General features: G+C 49.0%; 18 protein-coding genes. 6 read left to right on the forward strand and 12 right to left on the reverse strand.

The window, feature by feature from the left end:
- Nucleotides 1-836 precede the first annotated feature (836 nt).
- Complete coding sequence (locus PFRI_RS05315) at nt 837-1,334, reverse strand: hypothetical protein (RefSeq protein WP_072629697.1); 498 nt, start codon at nt 1,332-1,334, stop codon at nt 837-839.
- A gap of 269 nt (nt 1,335-1,603) precedes the next feature.
- On the opposite strand from PFRI_RS05315, the gene PFRI_RS05320 reads away from it, so the two are divergent.
- Complete coding sequence (locus PFRI_RS05320) at nt 1,604-2,104, forward strand: YbjQ family protein (protein WP_072629698.1); 501 nt, start codon at nt 1,604-1,606, stop codon at nt 2,102-2,104.
- Entirely contained in the window at nt 2,088-2,978 is an 891-nt protein-coding gene (locus tag PFRI_RS05325) for a hypothetical protein (protein WP_072629699.1), read from the forward strand. Before PFRI_RS05320 ends, PFRI_RS05325 begins: the two co-directional genes overlap by 17 nt.
- A 40-nt stretch (nt 2,979-3,018) precedes the next feature.
- Here PFRI_RS05325 and PFRI_RS05330 read toward each other — a convergent pair whose 3' ends face one another.
- The 4 genes from PFRI_RS05330 to PFRI_RS05345 form a co-directional block, all read right to left on the reverse strand.
- Nucleotides 3,019-4,023 carry an HIT family protein gene (locus PFRI_RS05330; protein ID WP_072629700.1) on the reverse strand — a complete coding sequence of 335 codons (1,005 nt, stop codon included), beginning with the start codon at nt 4,021-4,023 and terminating at the stop codon, nt 3,019-3,021.
- A gap of 121 nt (nt 4,024-4,144) precedes the next feature.
- Nucleotides 4,145-5,698 (reverse strand): hypothetical protein, encoded by a 1,554-nt coding sequence (locus tag PFRI_RS05335; RefSeq protein ID WP_072629701.1) that lies wholly within the window; start codon nt 5,696-5,698, stop codon nt 4,145-4,147.
- Between the two features lie 52 nt (nt 5,699-5,750).
- Nucleotides 5,751-5,948: a hypothetical protein gene (locus PFRI_RS05340; RefSeq protein WP_072629702.1), complete on the reverse strand. Its 198-nt coding sequence runs from the start codon at nt 5,946-5,948 to the stop codon at nt 5,751-5,753.
- A 340-nt stretch (nt 5,949-6,288) separates the two neighbouring features.
- Nucleotides 6,289-6,645 carry a thiol-disulfide oxidoreductase DCC family protein gene (locus PFRI_RS05345; RefSeq protein WP_072629846.1) on the reverse strand — a complete coding sequence of 119 codons (357 nt, stop codon included), beginning with the start codon at nt 6,643-6,645 and terminating at the stop codon, nt 6,289-6,291.
- Nucleotides 6,646-7,200: 555 nt separating this feature from the next.
- Here PFRI_RS05345 and PFRI_RS05350 point away from each other — a divergent pair.
- Nucleotides 7,201-7,743, forward strand: a complete 543-nt coding sequence (locus PFRI_RS05350; RefSeq protein WP_072629703.1) for a recombinase family protein — start codon at nt 7,201-7,203, stop codon at nt 7,741-7,743.
- Between the two features lie 383 nt (nt 7,744-8,126).
- Here the strand turns inward: PFRI_RS05350 and PFRI_RS05355 are convergent, their stop codons facing one another.
- Entirely contained in the window at nt 8,127-10,478 is a 2,352-nt protein-coding gene (locus PFRI_RS05355) for an ATP-binding protein (protein WP_072629704.1), read from the reverse strand.
- 485 nt (nt 10,479-10,963) lie between these two features.
- On the opposite strand from PFRI_RS05355, the gene PFRI_RS05360 reads away from it, so the two are divergent.
- The gene (locus PFRI_RS05360; protein WP_072629705.1) at nt 10,964-11,254 is read left to right on the forward strand and encodes a DUF1330 domain-containing protein; all 291 of its coding nucleotides are present in this window, start codon (nt 10,964-10,966) and stop codon (nt 11,252-11,254) included.
- A 281-nt stretch (nt 11,255-11,535) separates the two neighbouring features.
- Entirely contained in the window at nt 11,536-12,456 is a 921-nt protein-coding gene (locus PFRI_RS21820) for an SEL1-like repeat protein (protein WP_072629706.1), read from the forward strand.
- Between the two features lie 372 nt (nt 12,457-12,828).
- On the opposite strand, the gene PFRI_RS05375 is transcribed toward PFRI_RS21820, so the two are convergent.
- From PFRI_RS05375 to PFRI_RS05385, 3 genes are all read right to left on the reverse strand, one after another.
- Nucleotides 12,829-13,401 carry a hypothetical protein gene (locus PFRI_RS05375; protein WP_072629708.1) on the reverse strand — a complete coding sequence of 191 codons (573 nt, stop codon included), beginning with the start codon at nt 13,399-13,401 and terminating at the stop codon, nt 12,829-12,831.
- A gap of 44 nt (nt 13,402-13,445) precedes the next feature.
- Entirely contained in the window at nt 13,446-14,057 is a 612-nt protein-coding gene (locus PFRI_RS05380; RefSeq protein ID WP_072629709.1) for a type VI secretion system-associated protein TagO, read from the reverse strand.
- Between the two features lie 107 nt (nt 14,058-14,164).
- On the reverse strand, nt 14,165-15,772 hold the full coding sequence (locus PFRI_RS05385) for a site-specific integrase (RefSeq protein WP_139292097.1): 1,608 nt from the start codon (nt 15,770-15,772) through the stop codon (nt 14,165-14,167).
- Between the two features lie 652 nt (nt 15,773-16,424).
- Between PFRI_RS05385 and PFRI_RS05390 the strand changes: the two genes are divergently transcribed.
- On the forward strand, nt 16,425-17,639 hold the full coding sequence (locus tag PFRI_RS05390; RefSeq protein ID WP_072629711.1) for an IS256 family transposase: 1,215 nt from the start codon (nt 16,425-16,427) through the stop codon (nt 17,637-17,639).
- Between the two features lie 71 nt (nt 17,640-17,710).
- Here the strand turns inward: PFRI_RS05390 and PFRI_RS05395 are convergent, their stop codons facing one another.
- The 3 genes from PFRI_RS05395 to PFRI_RS05405 form a co-directional block, all read right to left on the reverse strand.
- On the reverse strand, nt 17,711-18,625 hold the full coding sequence (locus PFRI_RS05395) for a cation diffusion facilitator family transporter (RefSeq protein WP_072629712.1): 915 nt from the start codon (nt 18,623-18,625) through the stop codon (nt 17,711-17,713).
- Nucleotides 18,626-18,909: 284 nt separating this feature from the next.
- Nucleotides 18,910-20,313, reverse strand: coding sequence for a TRAP transporter large permease (locus tag PFRI_RS05400; RefSeq protein WP_245812273.1), 1,404 nt, complete (start codon nt 20,311-20,313; stop codon nt 18,910-18,912).
- The gene (locus PFRI_RS05405; protein WP_245627122.1) at nt 20,273-20,794 is read right to left on the reverse strand and encodes a TRAP transporter small permease subunit; all 522 of its coding nucleotides are present in this window, start codon (nt 20,792-20,794) and stop codon (nt 20,273-20,275) included. The genes PFRI_RS05400 and PFRI_RS05405 overlap by 41 nt, the downstream gene beginning before the upstream one ends.
- Nucleotides 20,795-20,811 lie beyond the last annotated feature (17 nt).

The following is a 20,811-nucleotide window of genomic DNA, read 5'->3' on the forward strand; positions in this document are numbered from 1 at the left end:
CGGATCATGCGGTTAGCTGAATCGTTCTACGGTCAGACGTCAACCCGTCAAAAGTCGGGTGCTCGAGGACTCTGTGTATATTAGAGATTTATTAAGGTTATTGCTTATCGAAGCAACGATCAGTGCATTGGTAGTATACAGCTTGATCTTGGAGACTACGCTACAGTTGGAGGCATTTTCGGCTTCCACAAAGCTGGCTTTTCTACGGTCGTCTTAAATAGAAACACCAACCTTAACAATTCGATCATTGATGAAGTCCGAGAGTTCATCAACAAAATGTAGATTAGCTAGCTAGCTCATAACGTCGACACATCGCTTCAATTAGGTCTAAGAATTCATACGGTTCCACAGTTTGCACTAGCGGGCGTATTAGAGAAGCACCTGCTGGGCCTTCCCCGTAGGACCAGCGGTTTTGGTATAAGTTCCAGCCATAGTTTGAAAAGTGCCCACTGGCCTGCCTGATATTTTCACCAATGCGCCTTTTGCGATTCCATAAACGCATAGCACCGTCAGTAAGCGGACGCGCAGTCAAAAGTCGTGCGTTAAATGTTAGCTACCAGCGCCCGAGATACAATACGGGTTTTTGTTACCCCAAACGTTACCCCGAGAGCAGTTTGAGATGCCCAAAGGCGCGTTTTCGATAGCTAAGTCATTGATTTTAATGGTGCCCCCACACGGACTCACATGACATTTCTTTAGTCACCTAAGGCATTGATTTAATTAGTAAGTGCGGACTTAACTTATTTTGGATATGTACCATATTTGCGATTATTCTAGTACCATATCCGATGGAGATAAACGCTTATGGGAAGGCAGCCTCGATTGTTGCGTTAGCCCTATGAAAAGTTGCCAGTAGGGTTATCTCCAGTACTGATTGGATTCAGGAGGAGAAGAGGCGGAAGTTTCTTCCCCCCCCCTAGATGCTGTATCTTCCTCGCTTGCGAGTTACGCTCGATCAAATAAGCGAATGATTGTGTAACCTCATGCAGTCGTGCCTCTGCTGTCTCGGCCCTTTTTGCATTTGCAGCAGACTGAAGCTCTAGGCTTTTTATATGGCCTTTGAGTTGATGGCGTTCTGCTTTTACGATTTCAAGAGAGACTGCATATTGAAGCAATTCACCTTTTTTCTGTTCCAACTTTTGAGATAAATCGAGGAGTTCCATTTTCTGACTACGCTCAAAAGAACCCATTTTGAATAGTAGCTTGAGCGCCACATCAGCATCAAGCCCGTCCTCGCTGACCTCAGTCAATCCAAAGAGGGATTTGGACATAAGTGAAAGTGTGGCTTTGCTTCTACCTGTGATTTTTTCAAGCTCTTCCCATGTAATAGTCATCTAATTTTTCCGCCTCAATTTCAGCATTATCAAGAAAGCTATCAGTCTATTGGCTACCTGAACAAGCCCCACCACACACCGACCAGAGGCCCACAGGGAGCCTTGTACAGCGTTATTGGCGCTCGTGCGCTCAAGTGCAATGCAAACACGACCTGCCCCTGTATGGCCCCAATACGGCCCTGCCCGTCCATCGGATGAGCTTGGCCTTGTGGTGTCCGACTTACTCAGCAATACTGAACAATACTATTGCTTGAGAATAGGTGAACAGCATGGCAATTTGTGCAACTTGCGGTACGGAAGTCAGGGCATGGGAAACCATTGGGGGCGCTTGTGACGCATGCTTCCAAAGGCAAAAACGACAAACCGATTTTGATCAAAGAAAGATCAAGGACCTCGAAGAACATGAACGGCCAGCCAAAATTGAAGCCATCATGCTCACCACTGAAACAGCCCCCAACCTTAACATCACCAAGCGCATTGAGATCGTCACCGCTGAGTGCGCCTTCGGCATGAACATCTTCAAAGACTTGTTCGCTGGCGTGAGAGACATCGTTGGTGGTCGTTCTGAGGCCGTTCAGAAGACGATGCGTGATAGCCGCAGGACTGCCCTCTACGAGCTAAAACGAGAGGCATATGAGGTCGGGGCTAACGCTGTTGTGGGTGTTGACTTGGACTACGTTGAGTTGTCGTCAGCAGGGTCTATGGTGATGCTGGTGGCGAGTGGTACGGCTGTTGTTATTGAGGAGACTGATGATGCTTCACAGACTTAAAGTATTTGCCATAGCAATTGCAGCTTTAGGATTTGTCACGAGTGAAGCGATAGCAGATGAAGCATTGCTGGATGGCGTTCGTCCATTCATGTGTGATGGTGAGGCAATCGTCTTCTTTGAGACTGACAATGGTTGGGTAATCTCAACCAGTCCTACGGCAGAAGTTAAGTCCACAGACAACGGCTGGAGGTTTGAAGACACCCTCTCTGGCGGTGTATGGTACCTGAGAGAAGAAAGCCGTAACTCTTGGGTGGTTGATGGCGTTTCCGAAGATGGTCATTTTACAGCAGATTGCATTGATCTTGCTGACAGTGTTTCTCAGGTTGTTACGATTATTAAGCCAAGGCTGGATGAAGGTATTGTTAAAACGCAGTTGCAACTTACTGCTGTGGCATCTGAGTTGGAAGTCGCCACAGCCTTGAATAACCAACTCCAATCTAAAATCGAAAATATTTCCGCCGCTCATGCAAATAAGATAGCATCGGCACAAGCTGTTCTGAGAACGCAATTCTCATATCTAGAAATGCAGCACAAAGGCGAACTCTCAAAGCTCGAAGCTGAACTGGCAAAAGCAAATGGACAGCTTATCGAAACCACAAAAGCATTGGGTGAATTGGAGGGTTATCGAAAAGAACAGCTTGCCAACTTGTTCGCAGGTGACGATGCCACCTCAATTAGATCATACTTGATGGATGTCTCATCAGCAGCTCCTGAACTGCGCCAAGAGCAAGCAAAACTTCTAGTGACTTTATTGCCTAACCGAAGCAGCTATTACTGTTTTGAGAAATTAGGTGAGGGAAAGCTAAACTTTAATAGTCCAATTTTTTGTGAAACATCTTTGGTGAATGTCATTCAATTTGCGTTGGAAGATTAGACAGCCATTGCTTTGCAGGTGTTTTAAGATTCAATCCATCTCAATACCTCTGCTTACTTGGAATAACCCCACGCACCCCACCTCTGGGGTCAACGACATCACCATCACGTCTTGGGATCAAGTGTACGTGTACATGGAATACAGTCTGACCTGCTGAAGCACCTGCATTGATACCAACATTAAATCCTGTGACTGTCTTATCTTGATCTAGGATAAGCTGTCGTTGCTCATGAAGCATTGCCTCAATGGCATTACGTTCAGGCTGATGTAGGTCGAAGTAGTCAGCTACGTGACGCTTTGGGATGACTAGCGTATGATGCTCTGTGACTGGAAAAGCGTCCCTGATGGCAAAGCAAAGTTCATTCTCAGCAATGATACGCCCAGCGCCTAGCTCACAGAAGATACACCCTGCTTCACGGTTACTGTAGCTGTCTACAACACCCCGAAAGTCCGTATCGTCAGTATCCCGCTTATTCGTATTACAGGTCATGCAGAGAGCTTGGAAGTTGCTGATGTCGTCAGGGCCACCTTTTGACCTTGGGATAATATGATCGACATGGAGTGCCACCTGATCCTCATGTCCTCCGCATAACTCACAACGATGTTTTGCACGCTTGAGGACGTTGTAACGGATGCTGCCTGACACATAGCCGCTGTCTGGCCCTCTGTGACCCCATATAGCCTCACCACGCTTGCTTATGTATGTTGCGATAGCTTCATCACACATGGCCTGTAGGGCGGCTCTCTGGGCGTCTGTGTGGGTCGCTTCAGTAAGGCGATAACCTGTAATCTGACGACCGTCTTTGATTGGCTCAACGACACCATTGTTAGATAGAACTTTGCCAACCATAGCCTTGGTCCGCAGTGTGTAATATTCCATTTGAGATTGGTCGTAAGCCAATAGGCTAGTGGCAATTTCTTCTGTCGTAGCTTCCCCACCACTTTGCAGAAGGGTTTTAATCATCACGGGCTGATAGATGTGCGACATCCGCATCTTCTTGGAGATGAAGTGATATAGGTCGATTGTATTGTCGTTACTGGTCATTTCCCAATCCCTATCTGCATGTCACTGGCATGTATTATAACGACAATCTCTATTTGTCCTAGTAATGGGAGAGGCATAGGAGACAGCCCCTAAGTTCACACACTTACTAGCACTACTCACCCTACTTATACTCTGGCAGTGCTAGCCACTTAGTGAACTTAGCCTTTCTGTCATTGTACTGTTTGGTAGGTTCAATACGTATTGGTGTATGGAATGATACCACTACAGCCTCTTCATACCCTTTAAGGTTACCAGACACCCTTCCGTTCTGGCTATTACGATCATTCTTGATGTCGTGGTTGATGGTGTAATTGGTAACCTGATGTGTTGCTTGGTCTAGGATGCGACGTAGTTCTGGTTCCTTGTCGTATTGAATGATGAAGCTGTCATGTATGCAGAGAACTGGGATGTTCTTATTCGTAAAGTGTTCCAACACCATGTTGGCAATCTGACTGTCGATATTCATCAGCCTTAGGGCTTGTCCTGTATTCAGAACTCCTTTGAACTGTGGTTGTTTGTCGATGAAAGCATCTAGCAGTGCTGCAAGTTGAATATCCGTAAGGCTTTGGCCCAACTTGTCCTTACGATCACTGTTGCGGAAGGCTTGGTAGGCTTTCTTGTCGCTGTCAGCATTGATGCCCATCAGGACTAAGAGCTTTACGTATGCCCTCTGCTGTTCTGTTGTCGTTACAACATCAGGAAGTATCAATTCCCCAAGATCGTACGGATCATCAGCCAGTCTGACACCTAGTTCATTTGACAACAGGTTTGGATGGAAGGCTTTGAAGTCCACTTCCAATGTTGGTTGGTCGTTGAGGTAGATTTTGGATCGATCTTCTTTGTCGATCTGTTGCCACCAACCACGGTAGAAACGACCTCCTCTTTCCCACTTGCCAGCTAGGCCACCATTGAAAACACGGATCACGAACTTGTTGTCAGGTCCAAGCGATATGGTCTGCTGACGACCAGCATTACGTCCCTTGTTTATCGTACGCTTGAATGTCGCTGACGTGTAGCTTGGGATGTCGATGAAGGTGTGATTGAGGAGCTTGTTGTAAGCCGTCAATTGCCCTCTTAGCGTATCCAGCAAGGCAAGCTCATCGTCGGGCAGGTCTTTGTCGTTATACTCAATCTTTCGGACTGTATCATCATTGGGGTCATCCACATACTTGTCGTGAAGGATGATGCACTCTTCATTGGCGTGAGTGTCGATGTCATGCAGGTCAATGGTTAGCTGAGAGAATAGGTCCCTCAGGGCTTCGGTATGCCTGATCCGTGTCGTGTAGTTTCGAGTTCGGGGGTCTTGGTTTTGGAATGGCTTTAGTTCCTCAATGTAACCCGCCTCAACCAATAGCCTTTCCAAATCTACAACTTTGCGTGGAACAAAGAGGCCATTATAACGGCTCCCAACCGTGTATGCTTCTCTACCTTTACTGAACCCGATGCTGATGGACGGGTCTTTGAGCCACTTCACGTAGAGATCAAGTATCAGGACCCTGAGGCTTTCTTTGACGGTCCGTTTGGCCTTGCGATTGCCTTTGGGTTCTAAGGTGGTCATTCCTGCCAGATCATACAGATCATCGCATAATGTCTTTATCTCAGGATGATCTGACCATGTGTGAACATCTAATGGCTCTGAGTTCCATCGGTCCATTTTGGTAAGGTCATCAGCCATTTAATCTCCTTAGCTGTAGGGCTGTAGGGCAGTTGCCTTAAGATTGACTATTCTACTCTTCTTCGTCGTAAGCCAGATCGCCAAGGTCATCTGTTCCGATCAAGGTAAGCCCAAATTGATAGCCTTCTTCGTATTCGGAGGACCGTCCTGCTTTGGTCATGGTTCGACCTAATACAGCATCAGCCACACCGTCTTTGAAGTTCTTAATATGAAAGAACGGACGGATTTTGTTGTTGGTAAGATCGACCATTTCATCTCCTGAGTTGAAGGTCAGTCGAGCAGTTGCAGTGCCATAAATCAATGGATGTTTTAGGTGGATTGCCGCTAGATATTACTTGACTTATTTGGTCAAGATTAACGCATTGTAATCCAATAGCTAGGATGCGTTATATGATGCAACATCGACTAATCCATCTTGGGTCAATGGCTCGGATCAAAGTGGGCTTGTGGGGGCGTTTTTTGTCGCCTCTTGTCAATTTTCTTTTTGAAAACCTTACATTCCTACGGTGGGAGCGAAGGTCGTGTGAAGTTAGATAATGCTAGTTGGATGCCCGTCACAGACTGATCTATGCACGGGCCATCATGTTGGATTACTGCCTCCGCTGTCGCCTTTGATGCATGGCATATAAAATCGGCGCTAGGATTTTACGGTAAGCTATCGACGTAACGAACTTGATGGGTTGCCAGCCTATGATTGTTGCGAGGACTCGATAATACGGAAGTCTCTGCCAGACAGACACGAAGGCATCAACGCCCACAGTCACATTCCCACCTGACCTAGCGTGTATCTGTTTAGCAGCCTGTTCTTCCGTAAGCCCCCAATCCGCCGCTGACTGCTCAGTAATTTTAACAAAGGTCACATCATCACCAGATAAGCCAGCATAATGCTTGATCTCTCGACGACATATTGGGCAGTCATCATTGTATAACACTTCCAGCTTCGCCATCAGACCTATTCCTTGATGATGTTGTAAAGGAGGTAGTGCGATGGCTTTGATGGTCGAGGATGAGAGGTCGCCATATTGCCTTGTCTCCCATTGAATGATTACAACTATTATTCTGTTTCGGTGATCCAGAAGCCAAACGTCAGCGTATTTATGATATCCCCTGCAGTTGTCGTTAAGGCAGCGCATCTGGCCCTGCGCTTTTCCCAGCGTGGGGTCTTTTTTTCATGAGGCTTTCATACTGACGTCCTTTTTTAGAAGGCTAATTTCCACTACAGGGCATATTCCCTCGGTGGTGATCACGGCTCACATTCCCCCGTAGGTCGCCTTTCAGGCTCTTGTAGCCCTAACTCAGCGACATCGTGTGAAGGCGGGATAACTAGCTGTCCGACGTTCAGAGATGGTATTTGTTCTGTGGGGCTGACCCTATCGTGTTCACTTTAAGCACACTCACAGTGAACACCTCAGAATACCCCTAAAAGTGTACACACAGGGTTGTAAAGTGACTTAATGAACGGTAGTGTATACCTAGTTTAAGAATCATAGGATACACATATCATGTCAAAGTACGGCTACGCCCGCTGTTCATCTCTTTCACAGTCTACCGACATTCAGGAAGCTGCACTAAAAGCTGCTGGTTGTAAGGTTGTACGGTCAGAGAAGAAGTCTGGTAGTACTACCGAAGGCCGCACAGAGTTATCTAACATGATAGGGTTCATGCGAGAGGGTGATGTCCTATGTGTGCATAAGCTGGACAGGTTGGGCCGTAACACCAGAGACGTTCTTAACCTTGTACACGAACTTGATGAACGTGGTTGTTCGCTACAGGTACTAGAACCTGCCATTGATACAGGTGGGCCTATGGGCAAGGTGATGCTGACTGTCCTTGGTATGGTGTCTGAGATGGAACTAGGCTTCATCAAGGAACGCCAACGTGCTGGTATTGAGAAGGCTAAGGCTGAGGGCAAGTACAAGGGTCGCCCTACTTCGTTAGACCACGACAAGATTAAGGCTATGTCGGCTGAAGGTATGGGCGCTACTGCTATTGCAAGGGAACTTGGGTGTACCCGTGGCGCTATCTACAAGGTGCTAAAGGCGTAAGAACTTCACGACGTCGTGAGATTTGAAACTACTCGACGTCGAGACATTTGAAACCTTTCGTCGTCGGGAGGTTCTTTGTGAAAGTAACCGAAGTCGGTACCTTTGGTGGGTGAAACCTTGCGACGTCGCAAAGTTCTTTGTGTACTTGCGCAGGGACACTTTGAAGTGTCCCGTCGTCGGGACATTTAGGACCCCTATTTTATGGCCGAATGAATCCGCCCCTGCTGGTTTCCCCTCATATTCCCAAGATAAGAAATTACTTTCCTGTCATCTTGCGCTGTGCAGGCAGCTATTGGCCCACAGGTGTTATCCATCAGAAATATAATACAAAAATGGCAATATGTGATGTCGTGTGAAGGCCATCCAACTAGCTTTATCTAACTTCACACCAATGTTCTTCCCGCTACTTCTCGAACCGCTTGGTCCCACGATTGACTTGGGTCTTCTTTGAGAATTGCCTCAACATCAGCCATCAAGTTCTCTGGCATTTCCTGTAAGGTCAACTCGTCTCGTATTTGTGCCTCTACTTTTTCAAGGTGTGCCGACAGTAGCTGTTCTTTCCAAGCGCCCTCCAAGTGATGTTGGTCAGGCAAGACTTTGGTTGCATGTTCCTTAAAGGCACCTTCAATAAGGTCAAGTATCTCCCCCGTTGTCATAGCGTTAATCTCAACACGACGTTTTTCGTACACAAGGAACCTTGCCCCTTCTTGTTCCACGTCGTTCTCACGCACGAGAAACCGAAACTTGGCTTCAATGGCGTCGTCTATTTCCTCATCGGTTTTGTTCGGGGGCTTGGGGAATTTTACTGGTTCGGAAAGTCCATTCTCATGCAGTGCTTTGGCTTGGTCCCATGTGACACATATAGGAATGGTTTGAATGTCATTCTTAAACACGTAGCGGAGTTCATTATCCTTCGTCAGTGTCGTCTTGATGGAAGTCCCTGAGATGTCGAAGTCAGTCATGGTAAAGACTTTGAAGTCAGGATTGCGAGTGACCATTTCATCCAGTAGCACTCGTAGCGCCACGACACTGTTTCCTTTGGTCGACGCTAAGGCAATGTCGTAACGTCCCAGAAGCCCACTTTCTTCTATTGCTTCGTTGAAGCCTTCTTTCTCGACAAAGAGAACACCTGAAAATCGTCTCTCAGGTGCAGCATTGGTATATCTGAATGAGGATAACTTCGACATTGGCTTTAGGGCGACATGATTGGTGAGGCGGTCAATTTCGACTGTCCCAAGGCCAACTGATTGCCCTGTATGAGGCTGAATTACAGAACCTCGTTTATCGTATGCGACTTTCCAGTTTGCTGTCAGTTCTGGGTTAGCTTGTAAAAATTGGGGCAAAAGGTCTTGTGTGAAATAGCTATCTTGGAATGAAGTTTTTCCCGTTATTTCTAATAATCTAGGTCGTGCAGCATACATTAACTGACGAGCGTTAGCCCAATACTGCCCATTGCTAGAAACCTTGTTATAAGCATCCTCCATGCACATCTCAGCGGCATCTATCAGTGTAAAATCAGCCTTTTTCTTTTTCGGACCTGCGGCTCCAGCTTTTTTCATTGTAGAATGAAGGGCCTCTTTGATGGCGCTTGAGTAAGCCCCGTCCAAGAGATTTGGCTCCTTACCTGATGAGATTATCGGGATATAGGGCGACGACACAGATAATATAACTCTATAGCTGTGAGAGCGATTTATCTGCTTATTGTGTGTGCTGTAGTAACCTCCAGAAATAACTTTCAAACGGCCTGAGTTCACCTCTAAAGAGGCTTGGCGGAGGGTATAGGTTCTGTTTGTTATGACATGGATTGTGTGGTCGCCTGCATCTCTGTCGCAAGGTGTGGCTCTGGCCCATGCTTCGATAATGAATGGCAGTCTGGCATCGCCATCTTTATAGATGCCCTCAATCTTTTTGTAGAACCCTTCCTTTTTGTAGAACCCTTCAAAAATGTCTTCTCCTAAAGGATTGACCTTTGACTTGCCTTCTTTGGTTCGCAAAATGCCTACCAAATCGGCTATAGGTATCTCCTGAACGCTAACTGAAAGGTCATCGATACCGACCTCGCCTTTGACGTTGAATTCCCTAATGAACTCTCCCAGTGACACATCTGGTAGAGATTGGACGAGGACGTTGATGTCTTCCGACTTGAACCAAGTTGCTAACGGCTTGCCTGTGATGACAGTCGCTTCCTGCGTCATCACTGCAACATTCAGGAACGACAGGTAGCGGCTTTTCCTAAACATTTTTTCGTCAGGAAAGCCAAGTACGATACGAGTTCCCGCATCGGCAACGTCTGTGTCTTGAGGCGTCATGACAGTATCACCATTGTCTAGCAGCTTGATGTGATACTGTTTGGATCTGGAGGTGATGGTAAGGTCAATGTTGCATAGACGACAGCCAGCCAGTGCAACACGGATGCCATTTCCCAAAGCACCACGTTGTCCCCTACGCCAGTGCTTGGAAGAACGGAGTGGGCGTTTGATGTCGAATAACCTGCCAATATCTGCGCCCGATAAGCCATTACCACCATTCCAGATGGAAACTGTTTTTTCGTCTTCATTTACGTCATACCCAAAGCCCCCAATGTCGGCAGCATTGTCGGCAAACTCTTTAACGACCATCTTATCAAAATCACTAGGTGGGCAACCTGCTTTCTCCGCAAGACCATCAGAGGTAAGAAACCTGAGCCAATCTTGCTGTTCGATCGTCATAGCTTGGTCTGAATTTTCCTCAACCATCGGTCATGCCCCCCGCTAGCATTTAGAAAATGTGTCAGAGGGATACGAATATTACAAGGTTCCTGACTGAGCGTGGGGTGCAGACACCATCAGGCCGTTCAACAGTCTGGCAAGCCACCACAGTCCAACGAATGAAGGCCCGTTGGTAGAGGCGCTGTAAGCCTCACTGAGGGCCATGAACTTCTGGGTCACCACGGTCCATTTGAGGCTGACTTGAGCCTGTGAGGGGCGTCAGAGGAGTAGGGAACCCTTAGATTTATACAGAGGTGAATCCGTCTCGCTTGGTTTGCCCATATGAATTCAAGGCAAAGATTTAGTTTGGTCGACTTGATCCCCTGACCAATGTGAGACAACATTCTGTCAACAAACGAGCAGGATTATCACTTTGGCAACCTTCGACGAGTTCATCACCTCCATACGAACTGAGTTTGGCTGAGTTGTGAAAATGTGCTAAAAGTTAACCAACACAATGAAGGATCAGAAACATGCCAAAAGGATACTTAGTGGCCAACATTAGAGTAACTGACGCTGAAAAGTTCCAAGCATTTGCTGGAATGGCAGCACCAGCTATCAAGAAATACGGCGGCAAGGTTTTAGCAAGAGGCCCTTCAGCCGATAGACACGAAGGTGAACTCAGCGGTACGGTCATGATGATTGAGTTCGAGAGCAAAAAAGCTGCTGAAACTTTCTACTTCAGCGAAGAATATCAGGCTGCAAAAGCTGTACGTGAGACCTGTTCCGACACAGACCTGATGATAATTGAGGGAGCTGAGTAGCGCAGCACGGCCCCCCCGCAGATGTAATTCAGATCGCCTCAGCTACTAATGCCTACGTCCACGTCCTCACCTGTCTCAGCGGGACTCCCCAAAGGCTCTACGGCCACCCTGAGGGGAGCAATCAGTTACGTTCAAGTAGGCTGGCCTAGGTCAGCATCGACATTGGACTCAACGGGGGCTTCTCGGAGACGACAGAGGTCTTGCGATCACTTGATCTTCCCGTGCTGTTTGACGATGATCATGAGACTTTTTCGAACCACACTATTCCAGAGGCCAATACCATGACACGCATTACATTCGCACTTGCCACCGTATTGTCGTTGGCCTTCACACCTTTAGCTGCACAGGACTTTCAGAAGGGCTTAGCAGCTGCTGATGCTGGTGATTATGCTACGGCAATCCAAGAGTGGACGCCTTTAGCTGAGCAAGGGTATGCTAATGTTCAATTCAATCTTGGTATCATGTACGCTAATGGCCAAGGCGTACCTCAAGACTACGCTGAGGCTGTGAAGTGGTACCGATTAGCTGCTGACCAAGGACTTGCTGATGCGCAATACAATCTTGGTGTCATGTACGATAATGGCCAAGGCGTACCTCAAGACTACAAAGAAGCTGCTAAGTGGTATCGACTAGCTGCTGAGCAAGGGTATGCTAATGCGCAATACAATCTTGGGAATAGGTACAGCGAAGGCCAAGGCGTACCACAAGACTACGCTGAGGCTGTGAAGTGGTATCGACTAGCTGCTGACCAAGGACGTGCTAAGGCGCAATACAATCTTGGGAGTATGTACTACAGTGGCCAAGGCGTACCACAAGACTACGCAGAAGCTGTGAAGTGGTACCGACTAGCTGCTGACCAAGGACGTGCTGAAGCTCAAAACAATCTTGGTACCATGTACGGTAAGGGCCAAGGCGTACTCCAAGATAACTCAGAAGCTGCTAAGTGGTATCGACTAGCTGCTGAGCAAGGGTATGCTTATGCGCAATACAATCTTGGTATCATGTACGGTAAGGGCCAAGTCGTACTCCAAGATAACGTAATGGCTCACATGTGGTACAACATTGCGTCTGCTAATGGTCACGACAAAGCTGGGGAGGTGCGAGATGTACTTGCAGGTCTTATGACCGCAGCAGCAATAGAGAAAGCCCAAGCTATGGCCCGTGTGTGCATGAGCAGTGGTTACAAGAACTGTGGCTACTGAGTTCCTGAGAACGCCATGACAATCAAAAAAGTATTTATTACAGTGATCACCTTGGCCCTACTGGCGAAGGTTTACGTCATACTGACGTCCTGAGGTTGCCCCGATGAACACAAAGCTATCGGCTGTATCTGACAAACGCATGGACCTCACGTGCAGTGCCTGTGGTCATAAGTTCAGCTACAAAATTGCTGATCTGACCCTAACGACCAGTGATGATACAACCACCCATGAGGTCCGCCAGAGAGCCGTATGCAGAGGCTGCGGCGGAGATGGCGAGGAAAACACGTATCAAGCTGTGTAGTTCGCCCTGTACGGGCCTCTGTGTGAGCCTCAGGGCTATTTCTAGAATAGCGATAGTTGGATTTATACTGCTTATTCAGAAGCACTGAATATCCACTCTGGGGCGATAGATGTGTTAAACGTTTCGAGTGCGATTGTCATATCTGTTAACCAGTTGCCAGTATAGCGGGGGATTAAAAGGTTATCTTCAGCGTCCCTAGCATATGTCATAACGTCAACCAGTAGCATCATCGGGCTACCAGCCGCAGATGTACCCCAGAGTGCTTTGCAACCATTTCTACGTATAGCTAAGCCATCAAAGGAAAAAACCTTCTCGCTGTTCTCAATTAACACCAGGTGTTTGAAGTCTTGTTCAGCCAATCGACCAATTTGAAGAAGCATGAACAGACCTGCTGCTAACTGGGTTTCGGGTGGGTAACTGACTATGTCGACCCATAAATCATCTTCGATAGGTTCGATGTCAAACTTGATCCCATGTGAGTATTGGGAGGCGTTTAAGTGTTGGCCTAGTTCATCGTTTGGGACCGAGCTGGCTTGTAGGTGTGGTAAGGGAGATGAGTTATATTTGTAGTTGTCGCATTGATTAGCATGAGCATTAGTTGCTGCGGTTAAGAGGGTCGTAGCAATAAAATAGTATTTGAGCATCGTTGCACCTACTTGGTGTTGCAATGGTTAGTGTTGATCAGCCTTCACCAGCCACAGGCGTCCCTAAGCGGTTCGATTGCTCTTTCAAGCCCTGTAACATTGAAGGTCATCTCAACAGGTGACTCACTATATGGTGTTGCTCGGATGTAAAGTTGTTTAGCGTTTAAAAGTTGCTTGATAAAGGGTATCGACTGACTGCCACTCCAAAGCCCAAGGGATTTATTGTTAGTAGATTCCCTCATGCTGACCCGTGAGGCTTTCTTTGCATCCACACGATAATCAACTCTGCCATTATTCCTGTTATCGGACATGAAGTGACCACCCCATTTCGTATACAAACTAGTTGTATTCTCCATGCAGCGAATAATCAGTGTGCCACGCTTTAATTCGCCATACTGGCTCAAAAATTGATCCTTTGAGGTCAATGTCAGTACAACAGTCTTTGAGTCATCGAGCGCTGATGTATCTACACGCACTGACCAATCTGATTTAGGTGATGGCTGCTGAACCTGCGTTTCTACAAATGCATCATCGAAGCAGCTCAATCTTGTGTCGGGGTCATCGATACCAACACATTGGCTCACGTCTTGAGCTATTGCAGATCCAGCTAACATAAGGCCTGTTGAAATTATAAGAAGAGACAAACGGTTTAGCATTGGTTAGTAACCTTTAGGTGCTGCGGGTTTATTCCTTTAAAATGGTATACTAACTCCTAAAGTGATACAAATATCTATCATACCAGCCATATTGATGAGCAAGCTCGTCAGGTACGGAAGTCACCCCAGTCCTCACACGCAAGAGCAGCAAGCTGGTTCTCCAGCATATTCTTAGCAGGGTAAGCCGAACCATAAGCCTGAGCTACAGCACTGCTCTGTTTGGTTTTATGCGCAATCAGGTAGTCTCGTTCAGCTATCGGTACCCTCGCTGCATCCAGCCTGTCTTGCCACGTATGTCGTGCGCTATGAGCCGTTACACCATCCCTAATAATCCCAGCTACCTTCCGAACCTTGTTGGCCTCACCAGACGCCCTGTCACGACCCGACTTAATATTAGCAAACTCAGGGAAGACAGGATCGTTGGGGTTATCAGACATATCATAACTTCTGAGAGCCTCTAGAAGAGGTCCCACCAACGGTATGTTTGCTTGAATACCATCCTTATCCAGTCGTCTAATACTGTTATGGCGAAGGTACATCGTTGGAATATTTTCCGTCAGATTAACATCTCGTACCTCTAGTCCGTAAGCGTCGCTGATCCTGCACCCCGTGTACAACAAGAAGAGTAGTAAAAGCCTGACGTGTGCCTCAGCATCGTTTGCTGCTGCCTCATACTTGCGAAACTCCTCTGGGTTTAAAGGCCACTTCTTCTTCGCGAGTTGCTCCTCACGCTTCTTGTTTCTCAGTTTGTAGAAAGGGTTCCGCATGAGGTGGTTGTCGATGTACAACCCCTGCCCTTTTTCAATGATGTGAGAGAACACGGCACTGGGGTAACGTAGGTTAGTATCTCCTGTGCCTGAGTTGGGATGCTGCTCCCTTAAATACCTTCTGAAGCCGATAGCCTCTTCTACGGTGATACTCGTAACCTCCCGCTGAAAGCCCTTAGTGGTTCTTCCACCCTCAATGAACGATGCAAACTGCGCCAATACACGCTTGGTGTTCGTGGTTTGTGACTGAATGGTACGAGGGTTTCCACCAATCTTAGCCTCAGCATAAGCCTCAAGGTATGAGTTCATTGCATCCATCAAAGTTGGATTAACAGTCGTTGCAACACGACCAGCAACAACAGCTTCTGTAACACCTGCAACTGTCATCTTGTTTTGAGCTTTATAAGGCGTCTGATAATTGGACTGACCCCACTTACCGCTTCGGTAATCCTTTTGGCGCTGGTCTTCGTCGATCAATTCATCAGCAGCCAATTCATAGTAGAGGTCTTTGCGCTCAAAATACTCACGTTCAGCCTCCTTAAACTCAGCGTATCCTTCAACAGTATGCCCAGCCTTTAAGACGGGAGCCTGATCGGGGTGAATACCCCAAGAGCGAACCCTATTGTCAGCAATGTTACGAATATCTTGAGGAGCTAAATCACTGCCGCCTTCCAGCAACTTTGTCAGCTTCATCTTGGTGGTATTAAAATCTGCAAGAACCTGAGAACATCTCGTAAGTGCTGTCGCCTCATCCTTGGTTTCAAGCGCAACCTTTACCTCACGCTTACCCCAAAGAGTTCGTAGGCTCTCAGGCACCTGCTTACGAAAGGAATAGAATCCAGTCGAAGACCGTTTCATGCCGTTCTTTTGTCTGACCTGCCGCATATCTTGTACCAACTTAGTACCATTAGTTAGTACCAAATACAGATAAGATGCCTGAAAAGTCAATAATTTATAGGTTTCTGGTGATTAAGTGGTGCCCCCACACGGGGATGGCTCCGCCAGTAGGCACCAAGGCCAAGCATTAACCTCATAAAACAAGGCTACTGTCTCATTCTGGTTCCTGCAACAGGCGTAAATTGGTCTACGGTTTGGTCTACGATCCAAGCTTAGGGCTACTGAACCTGAACGGTGCATGTAGGGGTTCCTGTGGCCTTAGTCGCCAGAGACTCTCAGTGAGTCATACAGGGCGATACTGGTTTATGCGCTAGGTTGCTGGCGGATGAATCTAATGGGCCTGTACGGGCCTTACAGAGTCTCTCAGAGGCATTCAGCGTGAGGGGGCGAGTGCCACCCCACCCCCACGGGGTATCGTATACAGTCCTGACCCAAGATTGGCTGTGAGGAACTGTAAACCTAGCTGAATGCAGGGCGTTTAGGCCTAGCTTGACTGTTTCATGAGATCAGAGGGGAGATCGGCTCAGTGTATCAATAGCGCCAACGGTTTAAACTGGGTGGAAGGCAGGGATGTTGGGCTATGTAAAACCGTTCCCTATATAGGCGAAGCCGAAGGGCGAGCCGCACCTCTAGCCGAGAGTGTCCGACCTTCTGTGTATGAGTAATATGGCCCATGCTTCACCAACGAAGGAGCATGACTGCAATGACAATTTCCAAGGAACTACTGGACGAGCTGCTCAGCGGCGTTGAACGACCTGAGGATTTACTCGGCGACAAAGGCCTGATGAAGGAACTGAAGGTCCGGCTGATGGAACGGATGTTGGGCGCGGAACTGACCGAGCATCTGGGCTATGAGCCACATGGTGAGCCTGCCAGCCAGCAGGCCAACCGGCGTAATGGGGCGACGCGCAAAGTGCTGAAGGGCAACGACGGTGCGGTGCCGATTGACATCCCACGAGACCGGGAAGGCAGTTTCGAACCTGAGCTGATCCAGAAGGGCCAAACCCGGATCGACGGGATGGATGACAAGATCATCGGGCTTTATGCTGCAGGTTTGTCGACCCGCGATATCCGCGCCCACCTTGAAGAGGTTTATGGCCTGAAGGTTTCCGCCGACCTGGTCAGTCGCGTCACCGATGCGGTTCTGGAGGAGGTTTCAGATTGGCAAAACCGTGCCTTGGAACCAGTTTATCCTATCGTTTTTCTCGACGCTCTCAGGGTCAAAATCCGCGACGCTGAAAGTCGCCAGGTTAAAAACAAGGCCGTCTACGTGGCCTTGGGGGTCACCGCGGAGGGTGAACGCGAGGTTCTGGGCCTGTGGATCGCGGCCAACGAGGGGGCCAAATTCTGGCTGTCGATCATGAACAACCTGCGCAATCGGGGCGTCGAAGACATCCTGATCGCCGTCGTCGATGGCCTTAAGGGCTTCCCTGACGCCATCAACGCAGCCTTCCCCGATACGACTGTGCAAACCTGCATCGTGCACCTTGTGCGCCACTCCCTGAACTTCTGCGGCTGGAAAGACCGCAAGGCCGTGGCCAAAGACCTGCGTCGGGTTTATCAGGCGGTGGACGACGAGGAAGCCGCCAAAGCCTTGGATGATTTCGAAGCTGAATGGGGTACAAAATACCCCTCAATCGCGCCAAGCTGGCGGCGCGCATGGCAGGAGGTCATCCCGTTCTTTGCCTTCCCGCCCGCGGTGCGCAAAATCATCTACACCACCAACGCCATAGAAAGTCTGAACCGGGTGATCCGGAAAACCACGAAAACACGTGGCAGCTTTCCAACAGATGATGCCGCAACCAAGCTGATCTATTTGGCAATCCGAAAATTCGAGAACACCGGACGGTGTGTCAGGGAATGGGTTGCTGCCCGAAACCAGTTCGCTATTCTCTACCCTGAACGGTTCAACCGATGACCTGTTTCAACCGCATGGGCTAAGCCTCATACACAGAGTTTCGGATACTCCCTGGATGAATGTCAACAAGCTCAAGTGCCGTAAACATGGCAAGAATCCAGCTCCCTGTCCGGCGTTTCCATCTCGAGGGTGCTGTGTTCTACTCCGAACTTATGGATTAGAATTGCTTCGATGTGATCCCTGATGGCTTCGGCTTTAGGCCAATTCGGTACTGTGACAACGACATGAGCGTCGATGGCCAGTCTCTGTTCCGGGAGCCGCCAGAAGTGTAGATGATGAATATCTTGCACCCCTTCTACGGAAATTATTTGTTGCACAACATCTGCCGCATCCAGGTTTGATGGCGCTCCAAGCAGCGACGATCTAAGCGCCTCCCCAATACCGCGGAGGGCGAACCAAAGAAGCGCGCCGGACAATAAAACTGCAATAATCGTGTCAGTTCGCCCGGAACCAAGCAACAAAATAGCTACGCCGCCAGCGAGAACTGGTAGCAAGAACGCTAAACGGTCTGACCATAGGGGCGGTGATGTGCCGATTTTACGTCGGCGCCACGATGTTGGTGCCGGTTTCGAGAACACCAGTAACTCAATCCCTATCAAGACAGAGACGAGCACCACTATGATCCAGCCTTGCGCCAGATGAGGGGAATTTAGGCGCATAACGCCGTGGTAAATGACCGAAGCGGATAGCAGTACCACAGCAACACAATTCGCCAACTCTGTCGCAATTTCCAATCGCCCATATCCTAGAACAACGCGGTCCTCTTTCTGACGTCGTGTCAGCCTAGTCGCCGCTGAACTCATCAACAACTCGACCACGTCCGAAGCGTAGAGCAATGCGATGGCAATAAGGGCAAGGCTTCCAGAAAAAAGGCTGCCGACAGACAACGCCAAGGCAATCGGCAAGTACAACCACTTGTTCCATCGCGCTTGCCTCTGACAACTGGCGACGCCCGCGAACACTTCGATTTGCTTATCGCTCTTCATGTACCGGCCAAACCTTGTCCGGCCGAGCACTCTGCTCGACCAAAAATACTGCCGCTGATCTCCTTGCGTCGATGCTCTTCTTGCAACGCAGGAGACGCTCTACTTCTCTTGTCACTCTCTCTAGGACACGATCAGAAGATCTTTGAAACAGGCGAGATTGCTATCGCAAGTCTAGCTCCTCCACAGCTCAACACACATGTTACAACCTCTAGCAACTAGAGGTTCAAGCAATTTCGCTCCCAATAGGATCAATCACAGCCGATACCCAAAGTATGCAACATCTGTCACCGCTGTATCAGCTGCGGCATATCTGCGGTCCCAAGGGCCATCTCAGGCAGCCAAGTGATAAGCTGAGGAAACGAGATCAGCGCCACGATCAATACAATCTCAATGGCAACAAGAGGTACCGCTCCGCGATAGATATCGGATAGGTTGATACCCTTCGGTGCCGCCATCTTAGCAAAAAACAGGGCATAGCCGAAAGGAGGCGTCAGGAAGGACGTTTGCAAGGCCAACGCAATCAGGCCAGCGATCCAGATCTGCGCAAAGTAGGCAGAGCCGACGTGATCTGCGAAGTCGAGCTCTGAAATAATCGGCATCAGTACGGGTACAAAGACCAGCAGCACCTCGATCCAGTCAAAAACAAACCCAAGTATGATGATCACGCCAAGGAGGATCGCCAACAGTTCCCACCGGGTGAGATCGAATGCGGATATCCACTCGAAGATGACGTCCGGTCCACCGACCAGGTGGAAACTGAGCGAGAATACCGATGCGCCCAATACGATGAAGAAGACCATCGACGTCATCGTGCTTGTCTGCACCGTGACAGAGTTCAACGATGAGAAAGACAAGCGCTTTCGCGCCAGCGCGACCAATAGCGCGCCAAAAACCCCTACTCCAGCCGCCTCTGTTAGTGTCGCAAAGCCCAGAATGATGCTGAGCGGAATGGATGCGATGACCGCGACAGACGCGAGTACAAACAAGAGGTCTGACACAAGATTGGTCTTGGGTGTGTCCAGCGGGATTTCGACCGTTTTTCTCAAGGTGACCGCAAAGTAGACCGCGAAGGCCATGACCATCAGAAGCACAGGTACGATGAGGGCCACATACATCAATCCGATGCGCAGATAGAACACGTTCGAGATGAAGAACAGCATCACGGCTGGCGGGAACACGACACCCAATGCTCCAGAAGCTGCGACAGCGCCTCCTGCGGTTCGCGGTGCGTAGCCCGACGCCATCATCGGGGCATAGGCCACCAACGCCACAGTTATGACGGAAGCACCGATCACCCCGGCGGCGGGCGCAAGAACGAGGCCGATCAGCAAAGTCGCAATGGCGTAGCGACCGGGAACGCCTGTCAGAAGACGCCCCAGCAAGCGAAACATGGTTTCGGCAATCCCGCTGGCATTCAAGATCAGGCCAAGAAAAATCAACATTGGAACGCTGGTGAATTGGACTGATTCATTGGTCAGTACACCACGGGCCCGCAGGTAGATCAGCCCCAGATGCTGAAAATCAGTGATCCCCACCCAAACCGCAGCGACAAACCCCAAGAAGCCTGTCCCCGCGAGCACCAGAGCCACCGGAAAGCCGCTGAAGACCCCGATGGCCATCACGACAAGCATGGCAACCGTGAAGACCTCATTCACCATTGTGCAGGCCGCTTGTTTGTTCCGGTGCACCTTGCGCACGTCTCCCTGTCAGAAAGGCGATGTTGCGAAGGGCTACAATCATCCCGGCAAGAGCCAGCAAGATCGGGCCGATGACCCCGGCAATGCGTTGTGCCCACAACTGGGTTTCCGCGAATTTCGTGGTGCGCATCAAACCGTCCCATCCGTAGTAGGTCAGGATGGCGGCGAGCGGCAGAAGGACAAAAAGGCCGCCAATCAGTTCGATCCACGCAATGCGGCGGGCGGACCAATGTCTGCGAAGAACATCAACGCGCACGTGACCGTCGCGCAGATAGGTATACCCAAAGGTCAAGAAAATCAGGATGAACAGCAGTGACGTGGACAGGTCGGGCAAATAGCTTGACACGCCAAGTTGTAGCTTGCGATCCAGCATCTGAAGCGCGCCATAAGCAGCAATCGAAACAACTGTCAGCCACGCAGTCACGACGCCGATGCCGCGAATGCCACGGTCAATCCAATCCAAAAATCTCAAGCCGAATTCCCTCCCAA

Source organism: Planktotalea frisia, from assembly GCF_001890925.1.
Taxonomy (GTDB): Bacteria; Pseudomonadota; Alphaproteobacteria; order Rhodobacterales; family Rhodobacteraceae; genus Planktotalea; species Planktotalea frisia.